The 19,786-nt window shown below is 58.8% G+C and carries 19 protein-coding genes, 1 tRNA gene and 1 pseudogene; 7 read left to right on the forward strand and 14 right to left on the reverse strand.

Features of this window, described 5'->3' with window-relative positions; all coding sequences use genetic code 11:
* Nucleotides 1-11: 11 nt before the first annotated feature.
* Entirely contained in the window at nt 12-836 is an 825-nt protein-coding gene (locus M4NBBH2_RS02100) for a cytochrome C assembly family protein (protein WP_116269521.1), read from the reverse strand.
* 181 nt (nt 837-1,017) lie between these two features.
* On the opposite strand from M4NBBH2_RS02100, the gene M4NBBH2_RS02105 reads away from it, so the two are divergent.
* Nucleotides 1,018-1,569, forward strand: a complete 552-nt coding sequence (locus M4NBBH2_RS02105) for a YggT family protein (protein ID WP_116269522.1) — start codon at nt 1,018-1,020, stop codon at nt 1,567-1,569.
* Between the two features lie 70 nt (nt 1,570-1,639).
* On the opposite strand, the gene M4NBBH2_RS02110 is transcribed toward M4NBBH2_RS02105, so the two are convergent.
* From M4NBBH2_RS02110 to rplU, 5 genes are all read right to left on the reverse strand, one after another.
* On the reverse strand, nt 1,640-3,388 hold the full coding sequence (locus M4NBBH2_RS02110; protein ID WP_116269523.1) for a proline--tRNA ligase: 1,749 nt from the start codon (nt 3,386-3,388) through the stop codon (nt 1,640-1,642).
* A 145-nt stretch (nt 3,389-3,533) separates the two neighbouring features.
* The gene (proB, locus tag M4NBBH2_RS02115) at nt 3,534-4,667 is read right to left on the reverse strand and encodes a glutamate 5-kinase (RefSeq protein WP_116269524.1); all 1,134 of its coding nucleotides are present in this window, start codon (nt 4,665-4,667) and stop codon (nt 3,534-3,536) included.
* 51 nt (nt 4,668-4,718) lie between these two features.
* Nucleotides 4,719-5,858 (reverse strand): GTPase ObgE, encoded by a 1,140-nt coding sequence (obgE, locus tag M4NBBH2_RS02120; protein WP_116269525.1) that lies wholly within the window; start codon nt 5,856-5,858, stop codon nt 4,719-4,721.
* Nucleotides 5,859-6,261: 403 nt separating this feature from the next.
* Complete coding sequence (gene rpmA, locus M4NBBH2_RS02125; RefSeq protein WP_022443774.1) at nt 6,262-6,525, reverse strand: 50S ribosomal protein L27; 264 nt, start codon at nt 6,523-6,525, stop codon at nt 6,262-6,264.
* A 34-nt stretch (nt 6,526-6,559) separates the two neighbouring features.
* Complete coding sequence (gene rplU / locus M4NBBH2_RS02130) at nt 6,560-6,874, reverse strand: 50S ribosomal protein L21 (RefSeq protein ID WP_022443775.1); 315 nt, start codon at nt 6,872-6,874, stop codon at nt 6,560-6,562.
* A gap of 280 nt (nt 6,875-7,154) precedes the next feature.
* Here rplU and M4NBBH2_RS02135 point away from each other — a divergent pair.
* The 5 genes from M4NBBH2_RS02135 to yacG all read left to right on the forward strand — a co-directional run bounded on the left by M4NBBH2_RS02135 (nt 7,155) and on the right by yacG (nt 9,083).
* Nucleotides 7,155-7,231 (forward strand) — tRNA-Pro (locus M4NBBH2_RS02135).
* Nucleotides 7,232-7,476: 245 nt separating this feature from the next.
* Nucleotides 7,477-7,770: a DUF6804 family protein gene (locus M4NBBH2_RS02140; protein WP_116269526.1), complete on the forward strand. Its 294-nt coding sequence runs from the start codon at nt 7,477-7,479 to the stop codon at nt 7,768-7,770.
* Between the two features lie 2 nt (nt 7,771-7,772).
* Nucleotides 7,773-8,117, forward strand: coding sequence for a hypothetical protein (locus tag M4NBBH2_RS02145; RefSeq protein WP_116269527.1), 345 nt, complete (start codon nt 7,773-7,775; stop codon nt 8,115-8,117).
* 81 nt (nt 8,118-8,198) lie between these two features.
* Nucleotides 8,199-8,822, forward strand: a complete 624-nt coding sequence (gene coaE / locus M4NBBH2_RS02150; RefSeq protein ID WP_116269528.1) for a dephospho-CoA kinase — start codon at nt 8,199-8,201, stop codon at nt 8,820-8,822.
* Between the two features lie 12 nt (nt 8,823-8,834).
* On the forward strand, nt 8,835-9,083 hold the full coding sequence (gene yacG, locus M4NBBH2_RS02155; protein WP_116269529.1) for a DNA gyrase inhibitor YacG: 249 nt from the start codon (nt 8,835-8,837) through the stop codon (nt 9,081-9,083).
* Here yacG and M4NBBH2_RS02160 read toward each other — a convergent pair.
* The 4 genes from M4NBBH2_RS02160 to secA all read right to left on the reverse strand — a co-directional run bounded on the left by M4NBBH2_RS02160 (nt 9,080) and on the right by secA (nt 14,323).
* Nucleotides 9,080-9,808, reverse strand: a complete 729-nt coding sequence (locus M4NBBH2_RS02160) for an NUDIX domain-containing protein (RefSeq protein WP_116269530.1) — start codon at nt 9,806-9,808, stop codon at nt 9,080-9,082. The two genes, yacG and M4NBBH2_RS02160, sit on opposite strands and share 4 nt — an antisense overlap.
* 3 nt (nt 9,809-9,811) lie before the next feature.
* Nucleotides 9,812-10,702: an ATP-binding protein gene (locus M4NBBH2_RS02165; protein ID WP_116269531.1), complete on the reverse strand. Its 891-nt coding sequence runs from the start codon at nt 10,700-10,702 to the stop codon at nt 9,812-9,814.
* Between the two features lie 18 nt (nt 10,703-10,720).
* Nucleotides 10,721-11,362: a hypothetical protein gene (locus M4NBBH2_RS02170; RefSeq protein WP_125064640.1), complete on the reverse strand. Its 642-nt coding sequence runs from the start codon at nt 11,360-11,362 to the stop codon at nt 10,721-10,723.
* A 222-nt stretch (nt 11,363-11,584) separates the two neighbouring features.
* The gene (gene secA / locus M4NBBH2_RS02175) at nt 11,585-14,323 is read right to left on the reverse strand and encodes a preprotein translocase subunit SecA (RefSeq protein ID WP_116269533.1); all 2,739 of its coding nucleotides are present in this window, start codon (nt 14,321-14,323) and stop codon (nt 11,585-11,587) included.
* A gap of 214 nt (nt 14,324-14,537) precedes the next feature.
* On the opposite strand from secA, the gene M4NBBH2_RS02180 reads away from it, so the two are divergent.
* Nucleotides 14,538-15,032: a hypothetical protein gene (locus M4NBBH2_RS02180; RefSeq protein ID WP_116269534.1), complete on the forward strand. Its 495-nt coding sequence runs from the start codon at nt 14,538-14,540 to the stop codon at nt 15,030-15,032.
* A gap of 8 nt (nt 15,033-15,040) precedes the next feature.
* Here M4NBBH2_RS02180 and lpxC read toward each other — a convergent pair whose 3' ends face one another.
* The 4 genes and pseudogenes from lpxC to M4NBBH2_RS02200 all read right to left on the reverse strand — a co-directional run bounded on the left by lpxC (nt 15,041) and on the right by M4NBBH2_RS02200 (nt 19,774).
* Nucleotides 15,041-15,958: a UDP-3-O-acyl-N-acetylglucosamine deacetylase gene (gene lpxC, locus M4NBBH2_RS02185; protein ID WP_116269535.1), complete on the reverse strand. Its 918-nt coding sequence runs from the start codon at nt 15,956-15,958 to the stop codon at nt 15,041-15,043.
* A gap of 400 nt (nt 15,959-16,358) precedes the next feature.
* Nucleotides 16,359-17,504 (reverse strand): annotated as a pseudogene (ftsZ, locus tag M4NBBH2_RS02190) (cell division protein FtsZ); the annotation flags it as partial.
* Nucleotides 17,505-17,648: 144 nt separating this feature from the next.
* The gene (gene ftsA, locus M4NBBH2_RS02195; protein ID WP_170135095.1) at nt 17,649-18,878 is read right to left on the reverse strand and encodes a cell division protein FtsA; all 1,230 of its coding nucleotides are present in this window, start codon (nt 18,876-18,878) and stop codon (nt 17,649-17,651) included.
* A 23-nt stretch (nt 18,879-18,901) separates the two neighbouring features.
* Entirely contained in the window at nt 18,902-19,774 is an 873-nt protein-coding gene (locus tag M4NBBH2_RS02200; RefSeq protein ID WP_116269538.1) for a cell division protein FtsQ/DivIB, read from the reverse strand.
* Nucleotides 19,775-19,786: the final 12 nt, after the last annotated feature.

Genomic DNA, 19,786 nt, shown 5'->3' on the forward strand with positions numbered 1-19,786 from the left:
GCACTCACTTCTCAGATGAGAATGTATTCAAGGAAGAAAGCGTATCCCAGATACGCAATCACATAAACGCCGCACAGGATCCAGAACCAGGCGAGAGCCTTTCTGCCCCGCCAGCCGAGAATCCAGTGTCCCGCGGTCAGAATGCCGCAGAGCAGCCAGCTCGCCCAGGTGAGGAAGGTCTTGTGATCGAGATGGAAGAGCGTCCCATAATACTGCTGCGTCACGAGGGCTCCTGTTACGAGAAGTACAGAAAGCACGAGGAACGCGGTGAGAAGGATATAGAAAAAAACCTGTTCCATCACCAGGATTGGGGGAAGCGTGGAGAGAATGCCGCTCTGCGGGACCGGGTCTGACGAGAAACGGAACCGCCGGTTCTGGCACTCCATCAGAATCGCCTGCACGACATCCACCGTAAGGAGCCCGTAGGTGAGGAGCCCAAGAGACAGATGCACCCGGAAGAGCGGCGTCCACTCCGCCATTTCAATCGGTTCACCAGGGAACACCAGCGGCATCAGGGCAGCCACCGCCGTGATAAACGCGCTGACACCGAACACCGGTCCGACACGCTTCACCGCGGATACAAACGCGAGCACCGTGAATCCGAGCAGCATCGCTCCGGACACTGCAGGCCCGAAACCAAAGAGCGTCTGACCGGGGGCCGGAAAGATCTGTGTCTTCAGGGCAAAGCCATGCAGCACCACAGCGGCGACGACAATAAGCAGCATCCAGGTCGGCACCTTGGCGCCCCGCTTCCTGAGTGAAGAGAGCACCACGCCACCCGAGACGCAGTAAATGGCCGCAGCGGCCAGCGACAGCAAAATTCCGTTTTCCATCATGAAAATTCTTTCCCCGCAGAGCGTCAGGCGGTCAGAGGTGCCGCGCGGCCCGGCAGGATTTCTTAGTCATGTGGGCATTTTAGGCGAAACACGATTAATGCCCACGGTCAAAAGGTTCCCTTCAATTGTGAATCAGTTAATATGCAGGTACAAGAGAAAACTCGTATTGCACTAATCCTGAATGAATACTTTTGCTCATCTACTCGGTTACCTCGTTGATCTGTTCACGGCACTGCTTGGCTCGGTGCTGCTCCTGAGGGCCTGGGTCTACGCTCAGGCTATCCCGACAGCGGATCCGATCGCGCGTTTCTGCATCGCGCTGACCGACTGGCTCGTGCTGCCGGTGGCGAAGACCATGCGCGCGTCCGGCAAGTGGCACTGGCCGGCGATATTGTCCGCGTTCGGTGTCGCGATCCTGTCCTCCATCCTCTCACGTCTCCTTTTCGGCATTCCGATGTCGATTCTCGGACTGGTGGTGTCGCCTTTCGCACTCCTGATCCGCTGGGGCACTGAGATGGTGCTCTGGGGCACCGTGATCTGGGTGGTGCTCTCCTGGCTTCAGTCCGCGTCCCCTGTCACCCGGACGCTTGGCTACCTCGTGGACCCGTTCCTGCGACCCGCGCGCCGCCTGATTCCGATGATCAAGGGATTTGACCTCTCCCCGATCCTCGTTTTCATTCTCTGCCAGGTGATTCTGATCATCATCACCCCGCTCGCCCGCGGGATTATCTGATCAATTCATTTCCCGCATAGCAAAAGCCGGATCACTTTCGTGACCCGGCTTTTTTGATGCCTTCAGCTTATCAGGCCTTCAGCTTGCTCTTGATAAAGGCAACGGCGTCTTCAACCTTCACCATTTCCTTCTGATCAAGCGTACGGCGGTTCGCGTATTCGATTTCGCCGTTCTTCAGGCCGCGGTCACCGACCACGATGCGGTGCGGAACACCGATCAGTTCCCAGTCAGCGAACATCGGACCCGGACGCAGATCACGGTCATCGAGGATCACGTCAATCCCTTCAGCCGCAAGCTTGTCATGCAGTTCGTCGCAGACCTTCTGCACGGCTTCGCTTCTCTTGTAGCCCATCGGGCAGATCGCGACCGTGAACGGCGCGATGGCGTCCGGCCAGATCATGCCGCGGTCGTCGTGGTTCTGCTCAATGGCTGCGCCCGCGACGCGGGAAATGCCGATACCGTAGCAGCCCATTTCGAGAACGCGGGACTTGCCCTCTTCGTCGAGGTAGGTCGCGTGCATCGCTTCGGAATACTTGGTGCCGAGGTAGAACACATGGCCCACTTCGATACCGCGCTGCAGCTTCAGCGTGCCCTTGCCGTCCGGCGACGGGTCGCCCTCGACGACGTTACGGAGATCCGCCACTTCGGGTTCGGGAAGATCACGGCCGAAATTCACGCCGCGGAGGTGGAAACCTTCCTCGTTCGCGCCGACCACGAAGTCGCTCATGTTGATCACGGAGCGGTCCGCGTAGATCTTCACTTCCTTCGGATCGAGACCGACTGGGCCGAGGTAGCCGGGCTTGCTGCCGAAAGCCTTGAGGATTTCGGCTTCAGTCGCGAAGCGGAAGCCATTCTTCAGCTCAGGAAGCTTGCCAGCCTTCACTTCATTCAGGCTGTGATCACCGCGAAGCAGAATGAGGACGATCTTCGCGGGAAGAACGTTCCCTTCCTCGTCGCGCTCGTCAGAAGCGAGCACCACGGACTTAACGGACTTCGTGAGCGGCAGGCCAAGGAGTTCCGTCACGAGCTCGCACTTATCGCGGCCCGGGGTCGGAACCTTCTGCATTTCTTCCGTCGCTGCGGCGCGTTCGCCGCCGACCTGCACAGCCTCCGCGAGTTCAATATTCGCGGCGTACTGGGAATCCGGGCAGTAAGCGATCAGATCTTCACCGGTATCGGCGATCACCTGGAATTCATTCGAGCGGTTGCCGCCGATGGAACCCGTGTCAGCCGCGACCGGACGGAACACGAGACCCGTGCGGTTGAAAATACGGCAGTAGGCGTCAAACATCGTTTCGTAGCTCTTGCCGGCAGCGTCAGCATCACGGTCGAACGAGTAACCGTCCTTCATGATGAATTCACGGCCGCGCATCACACCGAAACGGGGACGGCGCTCATCGCGGAACTTCGTCTGAATCTGGAAGAGATTCACCGGCAGCTGGCGCCAGGAGGTGATTTCCTGACGGGCAATGTCCGTGATCACTTCTTCAGAGGTCGGCTGAATCACGAAGTCGCGCTGATGACGATCCTTGAAACGGAGCAGTTCAGGACCGTACTTTTCCCAGCGGCCCGACTCAACCCAGAGCTCGGCCGGCTGCACGATCGGCATCAGGAGTTCGACCGCTCCCGAACGGACCATTTCCTCACGGACGATGTTCTCGATCTTGCGGATGACGCGAAGACCCATCGGCATGTACGTGTACACACCGGCGGCCAGCTTCTTGATCATGCCGGCGCGGATCATCAGCTGCTGGCTGACGATGTCGGCGTCAGCGGGCGCTTCTTTCAGAGTGGAAATAAAAAATTGACGGGCTTTCATGAAAATTCCGCTGTTAAAAATAGAGATTTGAATTACAAAACGCGAGAGGGACAACCGGCCGCGAAAGATTCACGCATTCTATAACGCAGCCGCCTGTGATGGAAACCGGGGTGGGAGAACTCCTCGCCCGGCTCCGCACACCGTCCTAGTCGCGCGTAATGACGAGATTGTCTTTGTGGATCAGCTCAGGCTGCTCAATGAAACCGAGGATCCCTTCGATCTCTTCAGTATGGTGACCGGCAATGCGGACCGTGTCGCTGCTCGAGTAGCCGGCGAGGCCCCGGGCGAGCTCATCACCCTCAGGAGACAGCACAGCGATCACATCGCCGCGCTTGAAGTCACCGCGCACTTCTTTTACGCCCACTGGAAGCAGGCTCGTATTGCCCTTCACGATGGCACGCGCAGCACCCGCATCGAGGAGCACCGCGCCTTCAATATTGAGGTGATCCGCGATCCAGGACTTGCGGGCGAGGATCCGCGGCTGATAGCAGACGAGTTCGGTTCCGATCGTCTCACCGGCCGCCAGGCGCTGAAGCACCCGGGGCTCACGTCCATAGACGATGACGGTCGACGCGCCTGACTGAGCGGCGCGCTTCGCCGCGATCACCTTCGTGATCATGCCGCCCTTCGAGAAGGAGCTTGCGGCGCCGCCGGCCATCTTTTCCAAAGCGGGATCTCCGGCACGGGCACGGTCCACAAAGACCGCGTCCGGATTCTTTCTCGGATCCGCCGTGAAGAGCCCCTTCTGATCCGTGAGGATCACGAGAGCGTCGGCTTCAATGAGGTTCGTCACCACGGAACCCAGGGTGTCGTTATCACCCACCTTGATTTCGTCCGTGACAACCGTGTCGTTCTCATTGATCACGGGAACGACGCCAAGGGAGAGCAGCGTGAGGAGCGCGGAGCGCGCGTTGAGGTAACGCGTACGGTCAGCAAGATCCGCTCCGGTGAGGAGAATCTGCGCGGTCTTTACGCCGCGTTTCGCGAATTCCGTTTCGTAAGCCTGGGCAAGACCCATCTGGCCCACGGCAGCCGCGGCCTGCAGCTGTCCAACCTCAGTCGGACGGCGCTCCCAGCCGAGGCGTCTCACACCTTCAGCGATGGAGCCTGAAGAGACGAGAACCACCTCACGGCCGAGCTTCTGCACAGCGGAAAGCTCTTCGGCGAGATTGGCGATTGCCTTCTCATCGAGCCCACGGCCGTTATCCGTCAACAGCGCTGTGCCGACCTTGATGACGATGCGCTTCGCATCCGCAACCACTGATTTGATCGCTGTCATGCCTTCTCCCCCAGGCAATGAAGGGGGCCGGAATATCCGGCCCCTCAGTTGTTACTCCGAATCAGCCTTATCGCCGGCTACTTCCTCAGACGCAGTTTCGGCGGCGGGCTCTTCAGCAGCTTCATCCGTGTTGGCAAAACGCGGATTCCGCTCGGCCTCAGCCTTGAGACGCTCGGCGCGGCGCTGTTCGTCGAGGAACTGAGCGATCGCCATCACGACTTCCTTCGTGCCTTCACGCGTTGCCGCGGAAATCGCGAAGAACGGACGTCCGTCCGGGCAGAGTGCGTCGCGCAGCTTCTTCACGAGCTCTTCGCGGTCTTCGGCCGGCACCAGGTCGAGCTTATTCACGACAACCCAGCGGGGCTTCGCGAGCAGCGTGTCACTGTACTTGCCGAGTTCACGCACGAGTGCGTGAGCCTTCTCGATCGGATCCTCACCATCAAACGGCATCGCGTCGATGATGTGCAGGAGGAGCTTCGTACGCTCGAGGTGCCGCAGGAACTCGTGACCGAGTCCGGCACCTTCTGCCGCGCCTTCGATAAGGCCCGGAATATCAGCGATCACAAAGCTGTTTTCCTGCTCGATACGGACAACGCCGAGGTGAGGCGACATCGTGGTGAAGGGATAGTCCGCGATCTTCGGGCGGGCGTTCGACACCGCCGTGATGAAGGTGGACTTGCCCGCGTTCGGGTAGCCGAGAAGACCGACGTCTGCGAGGACCTTCAGTTCGAGCTTGAGAGAACGCGCCTGGCCGGGTTCACCGAGCGTGAACTGACGGGGAGCACGGTTCGTCGGGCTCTTGAAGTGGAGGTTGCCGAGGCCGCCCTTGCCGCCAGCGGCGACCAGAGCCTTTTTACCGTTTTCGGAAAGGTCGGCGATCACTTCACCGGACTTTTCGTCCGTGATGATCGTACCGACTGGCATGCGAAGGATGATGTCCTTGCCAGCCCGGCCGTAGCAGTCGGAGCCCATGCCGTGTTCGCCTGACGGCGCCACAAACTTTCTCGTAAAGCGGTAGTCAATCAGCGTGTTGATATTCTCATCGCCGACAGCCCACACCGAGCCGCCTCGTCCGCCGTCGCCGCCGTTCGGGCCGCCGCGGGGAATAAATTTTTCGCGCCGGAACGAAGCGGAGCCATTGCCGCCGTTCCCGCCAATTACATCAATAGAAGCTTCATCAATAAATTTCACAGCAAGTTCCGTCCTTGTTGCCTGATTCTTTCGTATGGGCCTGATGCCGTCCGGCACCGATAGCCCGCTTGTGGTTTCCTGCGAGGCGGATCATTCCGCCCGTATTCATTTACTTAGGAGCCCAGCCTTCGTTTTCACCTTCCGAGATAAGTCCCGGAGCGGCTCCTTCAACACCAGTCTTTTGAGTATATCTACAAACCGCATCCGGCTTTCCTGCCGCGCGGCGCGATGACTCTGCCGATGTGTTTTCCGGCAGCTTGCTGCTTAATGGGCGATCCGAGGAGGATGGCTCCCCGGTTTCTGCCCGCCCCCTGCCGGAAGGGGCTTTATTTCTTTCCAATCAACAAAAAAACCCTGCCGCAAAACGACAGGGCTCTTGCATTCAAAGCTGCCAGCTGCCCAATTAGGCGGCCAACGGGACAACCTTGACGTACTGGTGGTTCTTGGGTCCCTTGACTTCGAACTGAACCGTACCAGTAACGGTAGCAAACAGCGTGTGGTCACGGCCCATGCCGACGTTGTCACCGGCGTGGAAGCCAGTGCCGCGCTGGCGAACAATGATGGAACCAGCGTTGATCACCTGGCTGCCGAAAACCTTGACGCCCATGCGATGAGCCTTGGAATCGCGTCCGTTGCGGGTCGAGCCGCCGCCCTTTTTATGTGCCATTTTTTCCTATTCCTCTAGAAAAAACTTAATTAAATTAAGCCGCGATCGTTTCGATCTTCAGCTCGACGTAGTACTGACGGTGGCCAGCGCTCTTCTTGGAGTGCTTGCGCTTGCGGAACTGGAAAATGCGAACCTTATCGGCACGGCCTTCGGAGACCACGGAAGCGGTCACGGAAGCGCCTTCAACCGTCGGGGTGCCGACCTTCAGTTCCTTGCCTTCGCCAACGGCGAGCACTTCGGACAGGGTGACCTTGTCGCCAACCTTGACGTCGCCGAGGAGTTCAACCTTGAGCAGGTCGCCTTCGGAGACACGGTACTGCTTGCCGCCGGTCTTGATAATTGCGTACATGTAATTCCTCACTGTTTCACTCAGCTGCTGCTGTGAAACCTTCTTGTATCGGGATAGCATCGGACGGTCTGTCCGCTGCTGCTCTAGAAATCGGTTCCCTTGAAAAGGGAATCGAGCGAGTTATTATCATAGATTTTTTATGTAAAGTCAACCGCTTTACGTTCCGCCCCCTCCCGATCTGAAAATTTAAATGAAAAAGTTCTTGACATTTTCTGAAAACGGATTATTATCTGAATTCTTCGAACCGTTTAGCTCTTAAAAACAGCTATTCTGCGAAGCTCGGGGTGTGACTCAGCCTGGTAGAGTGTCACGTTCGGGACGTGAAAGTCGGAGGTTCGAATCCTCTCACCCCGACCAGATTTCAAAAAGGAGATGTCGAAAGACATCTCCTTTTTTCGTTTCCGCTTTTACTTCCTCCTTTTCTCCTCAATACCCGCCATTACCCGGAGTTCCGATGCTCCCCGGATCCGATTCCGATTGCGTTAACGTAACTAAATAGATTACAATACTGGCATATTCACCGGCGGCTCGTCGACCTTGAAGCCCGGTATCAGCGGCTTCCTCGCGGAAACGTCGGCCTCACAATCCATCCTGGAGACACCATGCCGAAACTTGTGCTCTATGCCGCGGCAGCCATCATTGCGGCGGCCGCGCTTCCTCTTCCCTATGGGATCTATGTCTTCATTCGGATCATCGGGACGATTGCCTTCGCATACCTCGCCTATGAATCCTGGAGGCAGGAGCATGAGCTGCTCCCCTGGGCGTACGGGGCCGCTGCCATTCTCTTCAACCCCATTATTCCGATTCATCTCAGCAAAACGCTCTGGACGGTGATTGACCTCGCGGCCGCGGCGGTCATCTTCTTTTCCACTGAGAAGTTTTCGAAAGAGGCCTGATCATGAGATCCATCTTCTCCGCCATTTTGACGATTCTTTATATCGGGTACGGCATCACGGCCTTTGTATTCGCCTGGGACGCTGTCAGCTACTTTTCCGGAGTGCATTCGTTTTTCGGACTGACGCTTATCTGGTTCCTGATCATTCCGGTGCTGCTGATGATTCCATTTGCTCCGGCCGCCATGATCTGCGCCCTGATTTACTATCTCGCCGCCATTCGGGGCTGGGGCTACCTCCTTGCGATCATCTACTGCTTCCCGTCTATCGGCCTCGTGATTCTTTCCATGATCAGCGGTGGCATCGGCGCAATCTCAGGCTGGCTTTCTGAAAAATTTCATCGGTTCTGAAAACCGTCTGTCAGCGCCTCAGCATTGCGTAGAATGAATCGGGTAACTTTTTAAGAGGCTTCCGCCTTCTCCCGCTTCATCATGACAAACAGCAAACCTTGGGTTCTGGGACTCACCGGTGGCATTGCCTCCGGAAAAACGACCGTATCGGACTATCTCGCCAGCAAAGGGTGCCTTGTCGCTGATGCGGACGCGGAATCCCGAAGCCTCACCGCTCCGGGCGGCGCGGCAATGCCGGAAATCGAACGGATTTTCGGCGCGGACTTCATCCGCCCGGACGGCGCGATGAACCGCGCGAAGATGAGGGAACTCGTATTTTCAAACGATGCCGCCCGCCGGACGCTTGAATCCATCATTCATCCGCTCGTCCGGAAAGCTCTGATGGAAAAGATCCGGACCGGCGCCGAAAATTCCCCCTACGCCGTCATCGCGATTCCGCTTTTTCCTTCCATTCTTCAGCTTCGGCCGATTCTCAGCCGGCTTCTCGTGATCGACTGCCCGACGCCGCTCCAGTGTGAGCGGCTGCGGAGCCGCTCAGGCTTAAGCCGCGAGGAGTCGCTCGCCATTATCCGGGCTCAGTCCCGGCGCTGGGAACGGATAGAAGAAGCGGACGATGTGATTGTGAACGCGGGGAGCCTCCCCGAACTTTTAAGCGCGGCGGATATCCTTCACCAGCGCTATCTCAGAGCGGCAGAAGCCGCTTGAGGACCAATTGATATGACAGAAGAAAAGAATTCCGAGAAACCCTTTACCGTCAAGTGCCCGACCTGCGGGAAAGAGGTCGTCTGGAGCACCGACAATCCCTACCGCCCGTTCTGCTCGGAACGCTGCCGGATGATCGACCTCGGCGAGTGGGCGAGCGGAGGCTACCGGATTGAAGGCGCCCCCGGAAGCGCGGATCAGCTCGATCCGGGTGACTTTACTACTGAAGAGCCGGACACCGGCAAAGGCCGGGGAAACCGTTAAAACTCAAGCCACACGCCCTGAGCTCCGGACTCTTCCGCGGCAGCCGCTTCAGACGCTGACTCAGCCGGAAGATACACCGGGATTTCGTGCTCTTCGCCAAGCCCTGTGACTCCCTTGCGGATAAAGGAGAAGTCCGCGTGGTTGGCCGCGGCGAGCTTCACCTCGGCTTCGCTCCGCGCGAAACTCCCGGTCCAGCCGGAATCACTGCTCACGGGCTTCTCACCCTCAACCCAGATAAGACCGGCACCGGCTTCCTTCGCCCGTGCCACCCGGGCCTCGACATCACCGCCCTTCTGCGGAATCCAGGCCGCCACGCAGGGGAGTTCAATCCAGCCCGCGATCAGATCATCCATCGGGAGCAGCTCACCAGCAGGAAGCCGGGCCCGGTGATAGAACCCGAACTGCTGATGCTCCATGGAACGGGGCTCTCCCTTCCAGTCATGACACTTCCGGAAGTGAAGTCTCACGCGGGCATGCGGATAGTCGATCACCTTCACAAGCCACGGGGTTGACGCTCCGATATCCAGATCCAGCTCCTCGCGGAGTTCACGCGCCAGCGCTTCATGCGCGGTTTCGCCGGGCTCAAACTTCCCGCCCGGGAATTCCCAGTACCCCGCGTAGGGTTTGCCTTCGGGCCGCGACCCCATCAGGATCGTGCCGTCCTTACGGATAAGAATGCCGGCGGCCACTTCGACCGCCTTCCGTTCCACCTGCTGCTCTGCCATTTTTTACGGAAGTCCTTTCCCAAGAGCGAGCCGCGACGCGGCCGCCCGTGCAAACTGCTGCGCCACCCGGCCGGAACGGGATCCCCGCTCAAGCGCGAACTGCAGCGCAGAAAAACGCATGTCGTCAGAGGCTGCCCGCTCCGGGTCAACCTTCAGCACGGCAAGCCACTTTTTCACGATATCGAGATACTCATCCTGCGAGAACGGATAGAAGGAGAGCCAGATACCGAACCGCTCAGAGAGCGAAAGCTGCTCCTCGATTGTCTCCGCGGGATGCAGGAGGCCGTCTTCATCGAGGTGGCTCTCCAGGTTATCGCTTGCCTTTTCCGGCATCAGATGACGCCGGTTTGAGGTGGCATAAACGATCACGTTGTCGCCGCCCGCGGAAATCGATCCGTCGAGCACGGCCTTCATCGCTTTGTAGCTTCCCTCACCCGCCTCAAACGCGAGGTCATCGCAGAAGAGAATGAAACGCTCCGGACGCTTTGAAATGATGCGGACAATATCCGGAAGATCCATCAGGTAGTCGCGGGTCACTTCGATCAGCCGCAGCCCCTCTTTCCAGTACGCGGCAAGACAGGCGTGAATCAGAGAGCTCTTCCCCGACCCTCTCGCTCCGGTGAGGAGCACGTTATTTGCCGGAAGCCCCTTCACGAAGCTCTCGGTATTCGCGAGGATGATTTCTTTCTGACGGTCAACGTGGAGAATATCCGCGGCATCAATCGTCGCGATGTTTTCGACGGGCTCAAGCCTTCCGGCTGTCATCCCGAGGTACTGGCGCCTCTCCCAGCGGAACGCGGGACGGCTCCAGTCAACCTGATCCGCGGGCGGCGGAAGAAGAGACGAGATCTGCTTCGCAAGCCCAAGAAGCGACTGCTCAAGTTCTGTATTCATATCAGGCCCCTAACCGAATCAGACGCTTTCCGCCCGCGCGGCATCCGAGAGTCCCGCTTCCAGCATGGCGTAGAAACTGTCAACGGAGACCTTCCCGGCGTCCTCGTCTTCATGCGGCGCGTCAATCAGCACGAACGCTTCCGCTCCGGACGCATTGAACGCACGGCTCGCCGCTTCGTCCGCGGCGTCACGGGTCAGCGGCGCGTCGGTTGCCGCAACCACGAGGTACCCTCTCGGAGTTTCAACCCGGATGACGTCAAGCGTCACCGGAATAAATTCCACAAAGCACTTGAGAGAGGACGCTGAGGCTTCGCTGCCGTCAGAGGAAAAGCGGCGGATCGCCCGAAGCCATCCATCCTCAGACATTTCGTCCCGCACTTCCTTGATGCTTGACTTATCGGGTGCGCGGCCGTCAGAGGCGAGGCAGAGGAGCCGGTGCTTGCGGGGCTTCGCGCCCTCCCCCTTATCCCCTCTCAGGACGCAGAAGGAGTGAAGCGACTTCTCCGGTCTCACAAAGGGCATGCCGCCTGAAGACTTGACCCAGACGCCGCTTTTCTCCGGGAACCGGATACAGAGCACGTCTTCCAGCGCTCCGATCTCCACCTTGCGGATCGGCTCAAGCCCCACCCGCATCGCCTTCACCATCTCTTTTGCATTCATTCGATCGCCTTCCTTCCCGTCCGGTTCGCTCACCCGCCGGACGCCTGGTTTCCTGCCCGGATTCTCTCCGGCTGATACTGCTGACGATAACAGAAAAACCGCGCCTCCGACTGAGGCGGGCCGCCTCGCGGGATCCTCTTCCTCCGGGCGCAAAAAAGCCTGGCCGCGGATCACTCCGCCTGAGGCCAGGCTTTCATTTCCTTATCGGAAAACGGCGTCTGATCAGTTCAGCTTACCGTGGCAGTCCTTGAATTTCTTGCCGGAACCGCACGGGCACGGATCATTGCGGCCGACACCGGCGAAAGCGATATCATCCACCGTCGCTTCCTGAGCCTCAGGCTCGTTTTCCGGCGCGGTCAGAGACGTGAACTCAGCCTGGGAAGCCTGCGCGGCATCCACCTGACGCTGGGCCTCTTCCGTCGCTTCGTGTTCAGCCTCTTCAGCCTCTTCCGGCATCTGGATCTGGACCTGCATCAGGATGCGGACCACACCTTCACGCGTCAGATCAAGGAGCTCCTCAAACATCGAGAAGGCTTCCTTCTTGTACTCCTGCTTCGGCTGCTTCTGAGCGTAGCCGCGCAGGAAAATGCCCTGACGCAGAAGATCCAGAGCGCTGATGTGCTGACGCCAGGTCTGATCGAGCACCTGCAGCAGCACCGAGCGGCAGAAGCCGTTCCAGGCATCGGCGCCCACGAGTTCAACCTTCTCGTTATAGACGCGGTCAGCCTCGTCGAGCACCTTCTGTTCGAGGTCTTCATCCGTACGGCTCTCGTCCTCTTCCATCCAGGCCTTGGTGTCGAGGTTCACCGCCCACTCGCTGCGCAGCGTGGAGGTGAGGCCATCGAGATCCCACTGATCTTCCACCGTCTCGGCCGGCACATACTGGCGGACGAGGTCGGAATAGAAGCCGTGACGCATTTCGCGGACGCTTTCCGAGAGATCCTGGGAGTCGAGAATCTCGTTTCTCACCTTGTAGATCTCGTGACGCTGATCGTTCTGAACGTCATCAAACTCCAGCAGCTGCTTACGAATGTCGTAGTTGCGGGCTTCGACCTTGCGCTGAGCGTTCTCGATCATGCGGGAGAGCATCTTGCTCTCGATCGGGATGCCTTCCTCGAGCTTCAGGTGCGTCGCCATCGCCTTCATGCGGTCGCCGCCGAAGATCTTGAGGAGGTTATCCTCCATCGAGAGGTAGAAGCAGGTGCTGCCCGGGTCGCCCTGACGGCCGGAACGGCCGCGGAGCTGGTTATCAATACGGCGGGATTCATGACGCTCGGAGCCGATGATCCGAAGACCGCCGCTCTTCACCACCTGCTCGTGAACCTTCTGCCAGGCAGCCTTTTCTTCGTCAATCTTCGCCTTCTTCTGCTCTTCAGTCAGCGACTCGTCATGGCGGATCGTATCCACCACCTTCGAAATGCTGCCGCCGAGCACAATATCGGTACCGCGGCCTGCCATGTTCGTGGCAATCGTCACAGCGCCCGGACGGCCGGCTTCGGCAACGATCTGGGCTTCACGCTCGTGCTGCTTCGCGTTGAGGACGTTATGCGGAATGCCTTCCTTCTCCATCAGGTGACTGAGGAGCTCGGAATTTTCAATCGACGTCGTACCGACGAGGACCGGCTCGCCGCGCGAGTAGCAGTCCTTCACGTCCTTCACGATCGCATCGTACTTTTCCTTCGCGGTCTTGAAGACCTTATCCTGCTGATCGACACGGATCATCGGACGGTTGGTCGGGATCACGACGGTTTCCAGGCCGTAAATGTCCTGGAATTCGTACGCTTCGGTATCAGCCGTACCGGTCATGCCGGACAGCTTGTCATACATACGGAAGTAGTTCTGGAAGGTGATGGAGGCCATCGTCATGGTCTCCTGCTGCACCTTCACGTGTTCCTTCGCTTCAACGGCCTGGTGAATACCGTCGCTCCAGCGGCGGCCCGGCATCAGACGGCCCGTGAATTCGTCGACGATGATCACTTCGCCGTTCTGCACCACGTATTCCTTGTCGCGCTGGAAGAGCGTGTGAGCCTTCAGCGCGGCAATGAGGTGATGCATCAGCATGATGTTCTGCGGCGAGTAGAGGCTGCGGCCGTTCGTGATAAGACCGCGCTCGGTGAAGATCTTCTCCACCGTCTCGTGACCCTGGTCAGAGAGGTAAACCTGGTGCTGTTTCTCATCCACCCAGTAGTCGCCCGGTTCCTTCTCGCCCTTCTGACGGGTGAGGAGCGCCGGAATCTGATCCATCGCCTGATAGAGTTCGATATTGTCTTCAGCCGGACCCGAAATGATGAGAGGCGTTCTCGCCTCGTCAATCAGAATCGAGTCCACTTCGTCGACGATCGCGTAGTTCAGCGGACGCTGACGGCGGTTCCCGGGCTCGTACTCCATGTTGTCACGGAGATAGTCGAAACCGAATTCGTTATTCGTACCGTAGGTGATATCGGCGGCGTAGGCGGCGCGCTTCACAGCCGGATCCTGCTCGTTCGACAGAATCACGCCGACCGAAAGGCCGAGCCACTCATAGAGCTGCCCCATCCACTTCGCGTCACGGCTGGCGAGGTAATCGTTCACGGTCACCACGTGCACGCCCTTGCCGGGCAGCGCGTTCAGGTAAACCGCGAGCGTGGCGGTCAGCGTCTTGCCTTCGCCGGTGCTCATTTCAGCGATCTTGCCGTCATTCAGCACCATGCCGCCGATCATCTGCACATCGAAGTGGCGCATGCCAAGCACTCGCGTGGAGGCTTCACGCACAACCGCGAAAGCTTCCGGCAGCAGGTCATCCAGCGTTTCGCCCTTCTGGAGCCTGTCGCGGAATTCTTGAGTCTTCGCCTTCAGTTGATCATCGGTGAGCTTCTTCAGCTCAGGTTCCAGTTTATTGATCTGGGCAACGCGCCGACGGTACGCCTTCACCAGGCGGTTATTTCGGCTGCCAAAAATTTTCGTAAGAATTCCGTCAAACATATCGTCCCCTCGGCCGGACTAAAAACGGCATGAGGTAAATTTTGAAATCGGTAGAATTTCCACCCTTTTGATCAGGCTTACGCCTTAAGGGTACGGAAAAAGAATAAAGGATTATCGCACATAGCTATTAAGAAAAAACGATTCTCCTTCAGTTATCGGGGATTTCGCCCCGCTATACTTTCCCTATCAACGTAAATCCCAATCGGAACGAACCATGAAAGACCGCATCCGCTCGGGGGCCGGCTTTCAGCGGAGCCTCCGTTTTCTGAATTCTGACGAGCAGGGAATGGATTCGCTCGAGCTGAGGCTCGCCGTCTCGCGGCGCATCCTGCCCGCGCTGAACCGCATCTGCGAGCGCCGTTTTCTCCGCATCTCGTTTACATCCCCCGGCCAGGTCTTTGTATCGCCTGACGGCTCGGTCCGTCTGATCGTGAAGGATCAGTCTCAGGTCTATCAGCTGAAAAATCTGCTTCCGACCCTTCACCGCGAAGTGGAGAAAGCCTGCGGCTTCCCGGTGCCTGAGATCACGGTGGGCGTAAATCCAGGGCTTCACGAATCGCTCTCCAGCCGGGCGGAAACCGCCACCGGCGACCCCAGAAAAGCAAACCCGGATGCCGCTGCCGCCATCCGGGAGAAAGCCCGCGCGCTGCCTGAAGGCAGTGTCACGCGGAAGTCGCTTGAAAGTCTTGCTGAATCGCTCGAAAAGTAACTGTCCTGTCAGACAATTGCGAGATTCGGGCGGAAGGCGAAGTCAGCCGGAGCCTTTTCCGCTTCGCTGAACGTCACGATTTCCCAGGCGGAGGCATCCGCAAGCAGGGCCCGGAGCAGCTTGTTATTCAGAGCGTGACCCGACTTGCAGGCGCTGTAAGCCGCGAGCATCGGGTGACCGAGCACGTACAGGTCGCCCATCGCGTCGAGAATCTTATGCTTCACGAATTCGTCGCGGCTGCGAAGCCCGTCATTATTCAGAACCCGGTAATCGTCCATCACGACGGCGTTATCGAGTGAACCGCCCTGGGCGAGACCGATCGAACGGAGAAATTCCACGTCGTTCACAAAGCCGAACGTGCGCGACCGGGCCACATCCTTCTCATAGGAGTCGTGAGCGAAGTCGACCTTCGTGCTCTGAATCGTGGAGTCAATCGCCGGATGGTGGAAGTCAATGGAGAATTCCAGACTGAAGCCGAAATGCGGCTCAAGCCTTGCCCACTTTCCTTCTTCCTTCACCTCAACCGTCTTCAGAACCCGCACAAACTGCTTCGGGGCATTCTGCTCAACGATACCGGCCGCGTGAATCAGGAAAACGAAGCTCGCCGCCGAGCCATCCATCACCGGAATCTCAGGCGCATCCACCTCGACGAGGCAGTTGTCGATCCCAAGACCGTTGAAGGCGCTCATCAGATGCTCGATCGTGGACACGCGCGCCTGACCGACATTCACCGTCGTCGCGAGCCGCGTGTCATTCACGTTCGTCGCGACAGCAGGAATATCCACGGCAGGCGTGAGGTCCGTCCGACGGAAAACAATACCGGTGCCGGCAGCGGCAGGCTTCATCACGAGATGAATTCTGCGGCCGCTGTGCAGACCGATTCCGACGGTCGAGACAGATTCCCTCAGCGTTCTTTGCTTCAGCATAAAAAGTACCAATAAGTTCAATAGGCGGCAGAACTTGCATTCTGCCGCCGGAAAATTCAGGCGCCGGCTATTCTAGCCGCAAAAAGGGCGATCAGTGGCGTCCCTTGTTGCGCAGGTAAGCGGGGGTCTGAAGATTTCGGATTGTTTCCTCGTCGAACGTGCCGGAGAAATTCCAGACGTTCGGCTGGGAAGCAGCAGCCTGAGGCTTGGGCGCTTCAGCCTGGGGCTGAGGAGCCGGAGCGGCAGGCTTGGCGGGCGCCGCGGCAGGTGCCGCAGCCGGAGTTTCCAGAGGCTGCGCGCCAAAAAGCGGAGCCGTCTCGCCGGTCTTATGTTCAAAGTGCGGCGCAGCGGCGGCCGGAGCTGCTTCATGCTTCGGAGCAGCCGGCGTGGGATCCGCCGCGAAATGCGGCATCTCGGGCGCCGGAGCGGCCTTCACGGGTTCCGGTGCGCGGGGCGCGGGAGCGGCGGCAGCCTGAGGCGCAGGCTGAGCGGGCTGCGCAGGCTGGTCAGCCTGTGCCGGGGAACCCGAGAAAATGCCGGTCCACATATTGTCCGGGCGCATCCCGGTCTGAGCCTTTTCCTGCTCGGTGAGCGGACTGTCCATACCGGTAGCCACCACCGTCACACGGAGCTCATCCCCGAGACTGTCGTCGCGGGCCGAACCGAAGATGACGTTGGCGCCCTTCGACACGAAGTCGCTCAGGACCTTCATCACCTTTCTCGGCTCAGAGAGCTTCAGAGAGTTGCTGGCCGTGACATAAACGAGGAGACCGCGGGCACCGGTAAGATCGGAACCTTCGAGCAGCGGGCTGGAAACGGCGAGCTTCGCCGCCTCTTCAGCGCGGTTCGGACCAGAAGCCGTGGCCGACCCCATGAGGGCCGTGCCATGCTCACGCATCACCGTGCTGAGGTCATTGAAGTCAACGTTGATCAGACCCGGCGTATGAATGATTTCCGCAATGCCGTGGCAGGCCTTGTAGAGCACATCGTTCGCGGCGTTGAAGCATTCTTCCATCGTGGCGTCTTCGCCGAATTCGTCCTCAAGACGGTCATTCAGAATGACGATGAGGGAGTCGACGTATTCCTTCAGATGGGCAATGCCTTCTTCAGCGCGCTGCTTGCGGGCCGTACCTTCATAGGAGAAAGGCTTCGTCACAACACCAACCGTGAGAATGCCTTCTTCCTTTGCGATCTTGGCGATAACCGGAGCGGCACCCGTACCGGTGCCGCCGCCCATACCGGCAGTAATAAAGAGCAGATGAGCGCCGGACACCGCATCACGGATTTTTTCAGTGGAATCAATAGCGGCCTTCTCGCCAACCTGAGGATTCGCCCCGGCACCGAGCCCGCTTTCACCGAGCTGCAGAAGCACATGGGCTTTGTTCATGGCAAGAGCCTGATGATCGGTGTTGGCGGCAATAAATTCAATACCGTCAGCCCCCTGATCCACCATATACTGGACAGCGTTTCCACCGCCGCCACCCACGCCGATCACTTTGATCACCGTGTTGCGCGGATCCTTACCCAGCATTTCAAAACTACTCATTGCCCTTCTCCGTGATACTGCCGAACGGGTAACGCTGCCCAAAGCCTTGTCGGCCCGCGTTACCCTCGCTGTGTGTTGTTTCTTCCGATCTTAAAGGCGTCGTCAGAGTTTAGTATATTTTGCCCCATTCTCGGGGTTTATTGCTTAATAATTTCCGATAAACCAGTGCTTGATGGTCGAGAAAAAGCCCTTCCTCAGACGCTTCTGACCTTTTTCCTCGGAATGCCGGCCTTTCTGCTCGATGTGAGCCGCTTCTTTCAGGAGCCCGGCGACCACTGACCATGCGGGAGAATTCCCCGCGCCGCCGAGGCTCGCGACAATATCCGGAGCTCCGATGCGGCAGTTGTGCTCAAACACATCTTCGGCAAGTTTCAGGAAACCTTCAGTCTGAGTCACGCCCCCGGTGAGCACAATACCCGCCGGAATCATCTGATCGAACTTGGACGACTGGAGCCGCTCCTTCACAAAGGAGAGGATTTCCTCAAGCCGGGCCTGCACCACTTCGGCAAGCTTCTCCTGAGCGATCACCTCAATCGCGTCTCCCGGCCGGGTATTCCGACGGATATCGGAGAGATCCACAACGTCAGCGCCCGTGAATTTTGTCGGATCCGCGCTGCCGTACTTCAGCTTGATTCTCTCAGCCTCTTCCTCATTCAGCTGGAAAAGCGCCGCGATATCATGCGTCACCGCGAGACCGCCCACCGGAATAATGTCGGTGTACCAGGGCTTGTTGCCGCTGTAAACCGTGACATCCACCGTGCCGGCGCCGATATCGATCAGGCAGACGCCGAGCTCTTTCTCCGACTCCGTCAGCACCGCGTCAGCCGCGGCCCAGACCGGAATCTGCCAGTGTTTCACCTCGACACCGCTCCGCCTCACACAGCGGAAGAGGTTTGTCGCCGTGGTCGGAAGACCGCAGGCGAGATGCGCGGTTGCCTCCAGACGCTTCCCGGACATTCCCACGGGGTTCAGGATCCCGGCCTCTCCATCCACAGAGTACCCGAGGACCTGCATCTTCAGGACTTTGGCGTCTCCCTGGAGCGCGACCGCGCCGGCATGCTCCGTCGCCGCGTCGAGCTCTTCCTGCCCGATCTCAGTCCCGCGCACCGGAGTCGCCCCCGTGTTATTGAAGAATCGGAGACGGGGATCCTCACAGGCTGTATAGACCTCTGAGATATGGAGACCGGAAGTCCGCTCTGCCTCATCAAACGCCGCCCGGATGGAACCTACGGCGGCATTGATGTCGATCACGACACCGTTTCGGATGCCGGCAGACGGCGCGGAACCGAGGCCGCAGATCTTCACGACCCCGTCGGAACCGGGTTCAGCCACGATCACGGCTACCTTGCTGCTGCCTACATCAAGTGCTACCATGTTGTTGTCCATAACAGATCCGCTTATACAGACGGCCCCTTTCGTGTCGTTCCTGCGCGATCCGCGCCGGCGGGTCCTGCCCCGGCTGCCGCCGCTGGCTTCGCGCTGCCCGCCGCCGTACCCGGGGCAGACGGCTGCGCATCAGTCTTCGGCCGCTCACGCGGCAGTGTGGCTGCAAAGGCGTTGACGTAACGGGCATCGATCGATCCGGGAGGTCCTCCCATCATGCGCGAGACTTCCTGATAGTGCGCGGCAACCAGTTCCAGCCTGTCCTGCACGCGGCTGTCCCGCGTATTGCGCCCGAGCTCAATCTTGGTCGACGGGATGTCGCCGCCCTCAATCACAACAGACCAGGAGCCGCGGTCCGTGACCGACAGGTCCCGGATCTTCGCGCCGAGTTTTTCCACTGTGACGGAAAGCGGTCCGTACATCTCCACCACTTCGTGTGCCATGGCATCAGGCCCCGAGAAGGACGGGAGTCCCTGAGCCTCCGGCGTATCCAGATTCTTCAGGGCGAAAATCTCTCCCCTATCGGAAATCAGACGCGTTCCGCCCCAGATCGCAATGGGGCGGCGCTTTTCGATTTCAACCCTGATCGTATCAGGCCAGAGCCGCTCAACCTTTGCGGACGCCACCCACGGCACCTCTTCAACCGCCGCCCGCATCGGATCGAGATCCGCGAAGAAGTAGTTGCCGTTCAGCTTCTCCCAGAGCGTTTTTTCGAGCGCCCCGACGTTCGTAAAGGACGTATCCCCCGTCACTTCAATATGGTGAATATCAAAGTACGGCTGATGAACGACGTGGCGGATGCCGAGTCCGGCAAGCACGAGAAAGCAGATGAGCGCGAGAAGCCCGGCTCCCCGTCTCACTTTTCCGGATGCATTGGCCTGAGTCATGACGATCCGCCT

This window comes from Mesosutterella multiformis (genome assembly GCF_003402575.1).
GTDB lineage: Bacteria > Pseudomonadota > Gammaproteobacteria > Burkholderiales > Burkholderiaceae_F > Mesosutterella > Mesosutterella multiformis.

Excerpts from the sequence above, each read along its gene's own strand:
- M4NBBH2_RS02165 (WP_116269531.1), bottom strand. The coding sequence starts at position 10,702 with ATGAATACAGAACTTGAGCAGTCGCTTCTTGGGCTTGCGAAGCAGATC.
- M4NBBH2_RS02100 (WP_116269521.1), bottom strand. The coding sequence starts at position 836 with ATGATGGAAAACGGAATTTTGCTGTCGCTGGCCGCTGCGGCCATTTAC.
- ftsA (WP_170135095.1), bottom strand. The coding sequence starts at position 18,878 with ATGGTAGCACTTGATGTAGGCAGCAGCAAGGTAGCCGTGATCGTGGCT.
- proB (WP_116269524.1), bottom strand. The coding sequence starts at position 4,667 with ATGACAGCGATCAAATCAGTGGTTGCGGATGCGAAGCGCATCGTCATC.
- secA (WP_116269533.1), bottom strand. The coding sequence starts at position 14,323 with ATGTTTGACGGAATTCTTACGAAAATTTTTGGCAGCCGAAATAACCGC.
- rpmA (WP_022443774.1), bottom strand. The coding sequence starts at position 6,525 with ATGGCACATAAAAAGGGCGGCGGCTCGACCCGCAACGGACGCGATTCC.
- lpxC (WP_116269535.1), bottom strand. The coding sequence starts at position 15,958 with ATGCTGAAGCAAAGAACGCTGAGGGAATCTGTCTCGACCGTCGGAATC.
- M4NBBH2_RS02110 (WP_116269523.1), bottom strand. The coding sequence starts at position 3,388 with ATGAAAGCCCGTCAATTTTTTATTTCCACTCTGAAAGAAGCGCCCGCT.
- yacG (WP_116269529.1), top strand. The coding sequence starts at position 8,835 with ATGACAGAAGAAAAGAATTCCGAGAAACCCTTTACCGTCAAGTGCCCG.
- rplU (WP_022443775.1), bottom strand. The coding sequence starts at position 6,874 with ATGTACGCAATTATCAAGACCGGCGGCAAGCAGTACCGTGTCTCCGAA.
- M4NBBH2_RS02105 (WP_116269522.1), top strand. The coding sequence starts at position 1,018 with ATGAATACTTTTGCTCATCTACTCGGTTACCTCGTTGATCTGTTCACG.
- M4NBBH2_RS02180 (WP_116269534.1), top strand. The coding sequence starts at position 14,538 with ATGAAAGACCGCATCCGCTCGGGGGCCGGCTTTCAGCGGAGCCTCCGT.
- M4NBBH2_RS02200 (WP_116269538.1), bottom strand. The coding sequence starts at position 19,774 with ATGACTCAGGCCAATGCATCCGGAAAAGTGAGACGGGGAGCCGGGCTT.
- M4NBBH2_RS02160 (WP_116269530.1), bottom strand. The coding sequence starts at position 9,808 with ATGGCAGAGCAGCAGGTGGAACGGAAGGCGGTCGAAGTGGCCGCCGGC.
- M4NBBH2_RS02170 (WP_125064640.1), bottom strand. The coding sequence starts at position 11,362 with ATGAATGCAAAAGAGATGGTGAAGGCGATGCGGGTGGGGCTTGAGCCG.
- coaE (WP_116269528.1), top strand. The coding sequence starts at position 8,199 with ATGACAAACAGCAAACCTTGGGTTCTGGGACTCACCGGTGGCATTGCC.
- M4NBBH2_RS02140 (WP_116269526.1), top strand. The coding sequence starts at position 7,477 with ATGCCGAAACTTGTGCTCTATGCCGCGGCAGCCATCATTGCGGCGGCC.
- M4NBBH2_RS02145 (WP_116269527.1), top strand. The coding sequence starts at position 7,773 with ATGAGATCCATCTTCTCCGCCATTTTGACGATTCTTTATATCGGGTAC.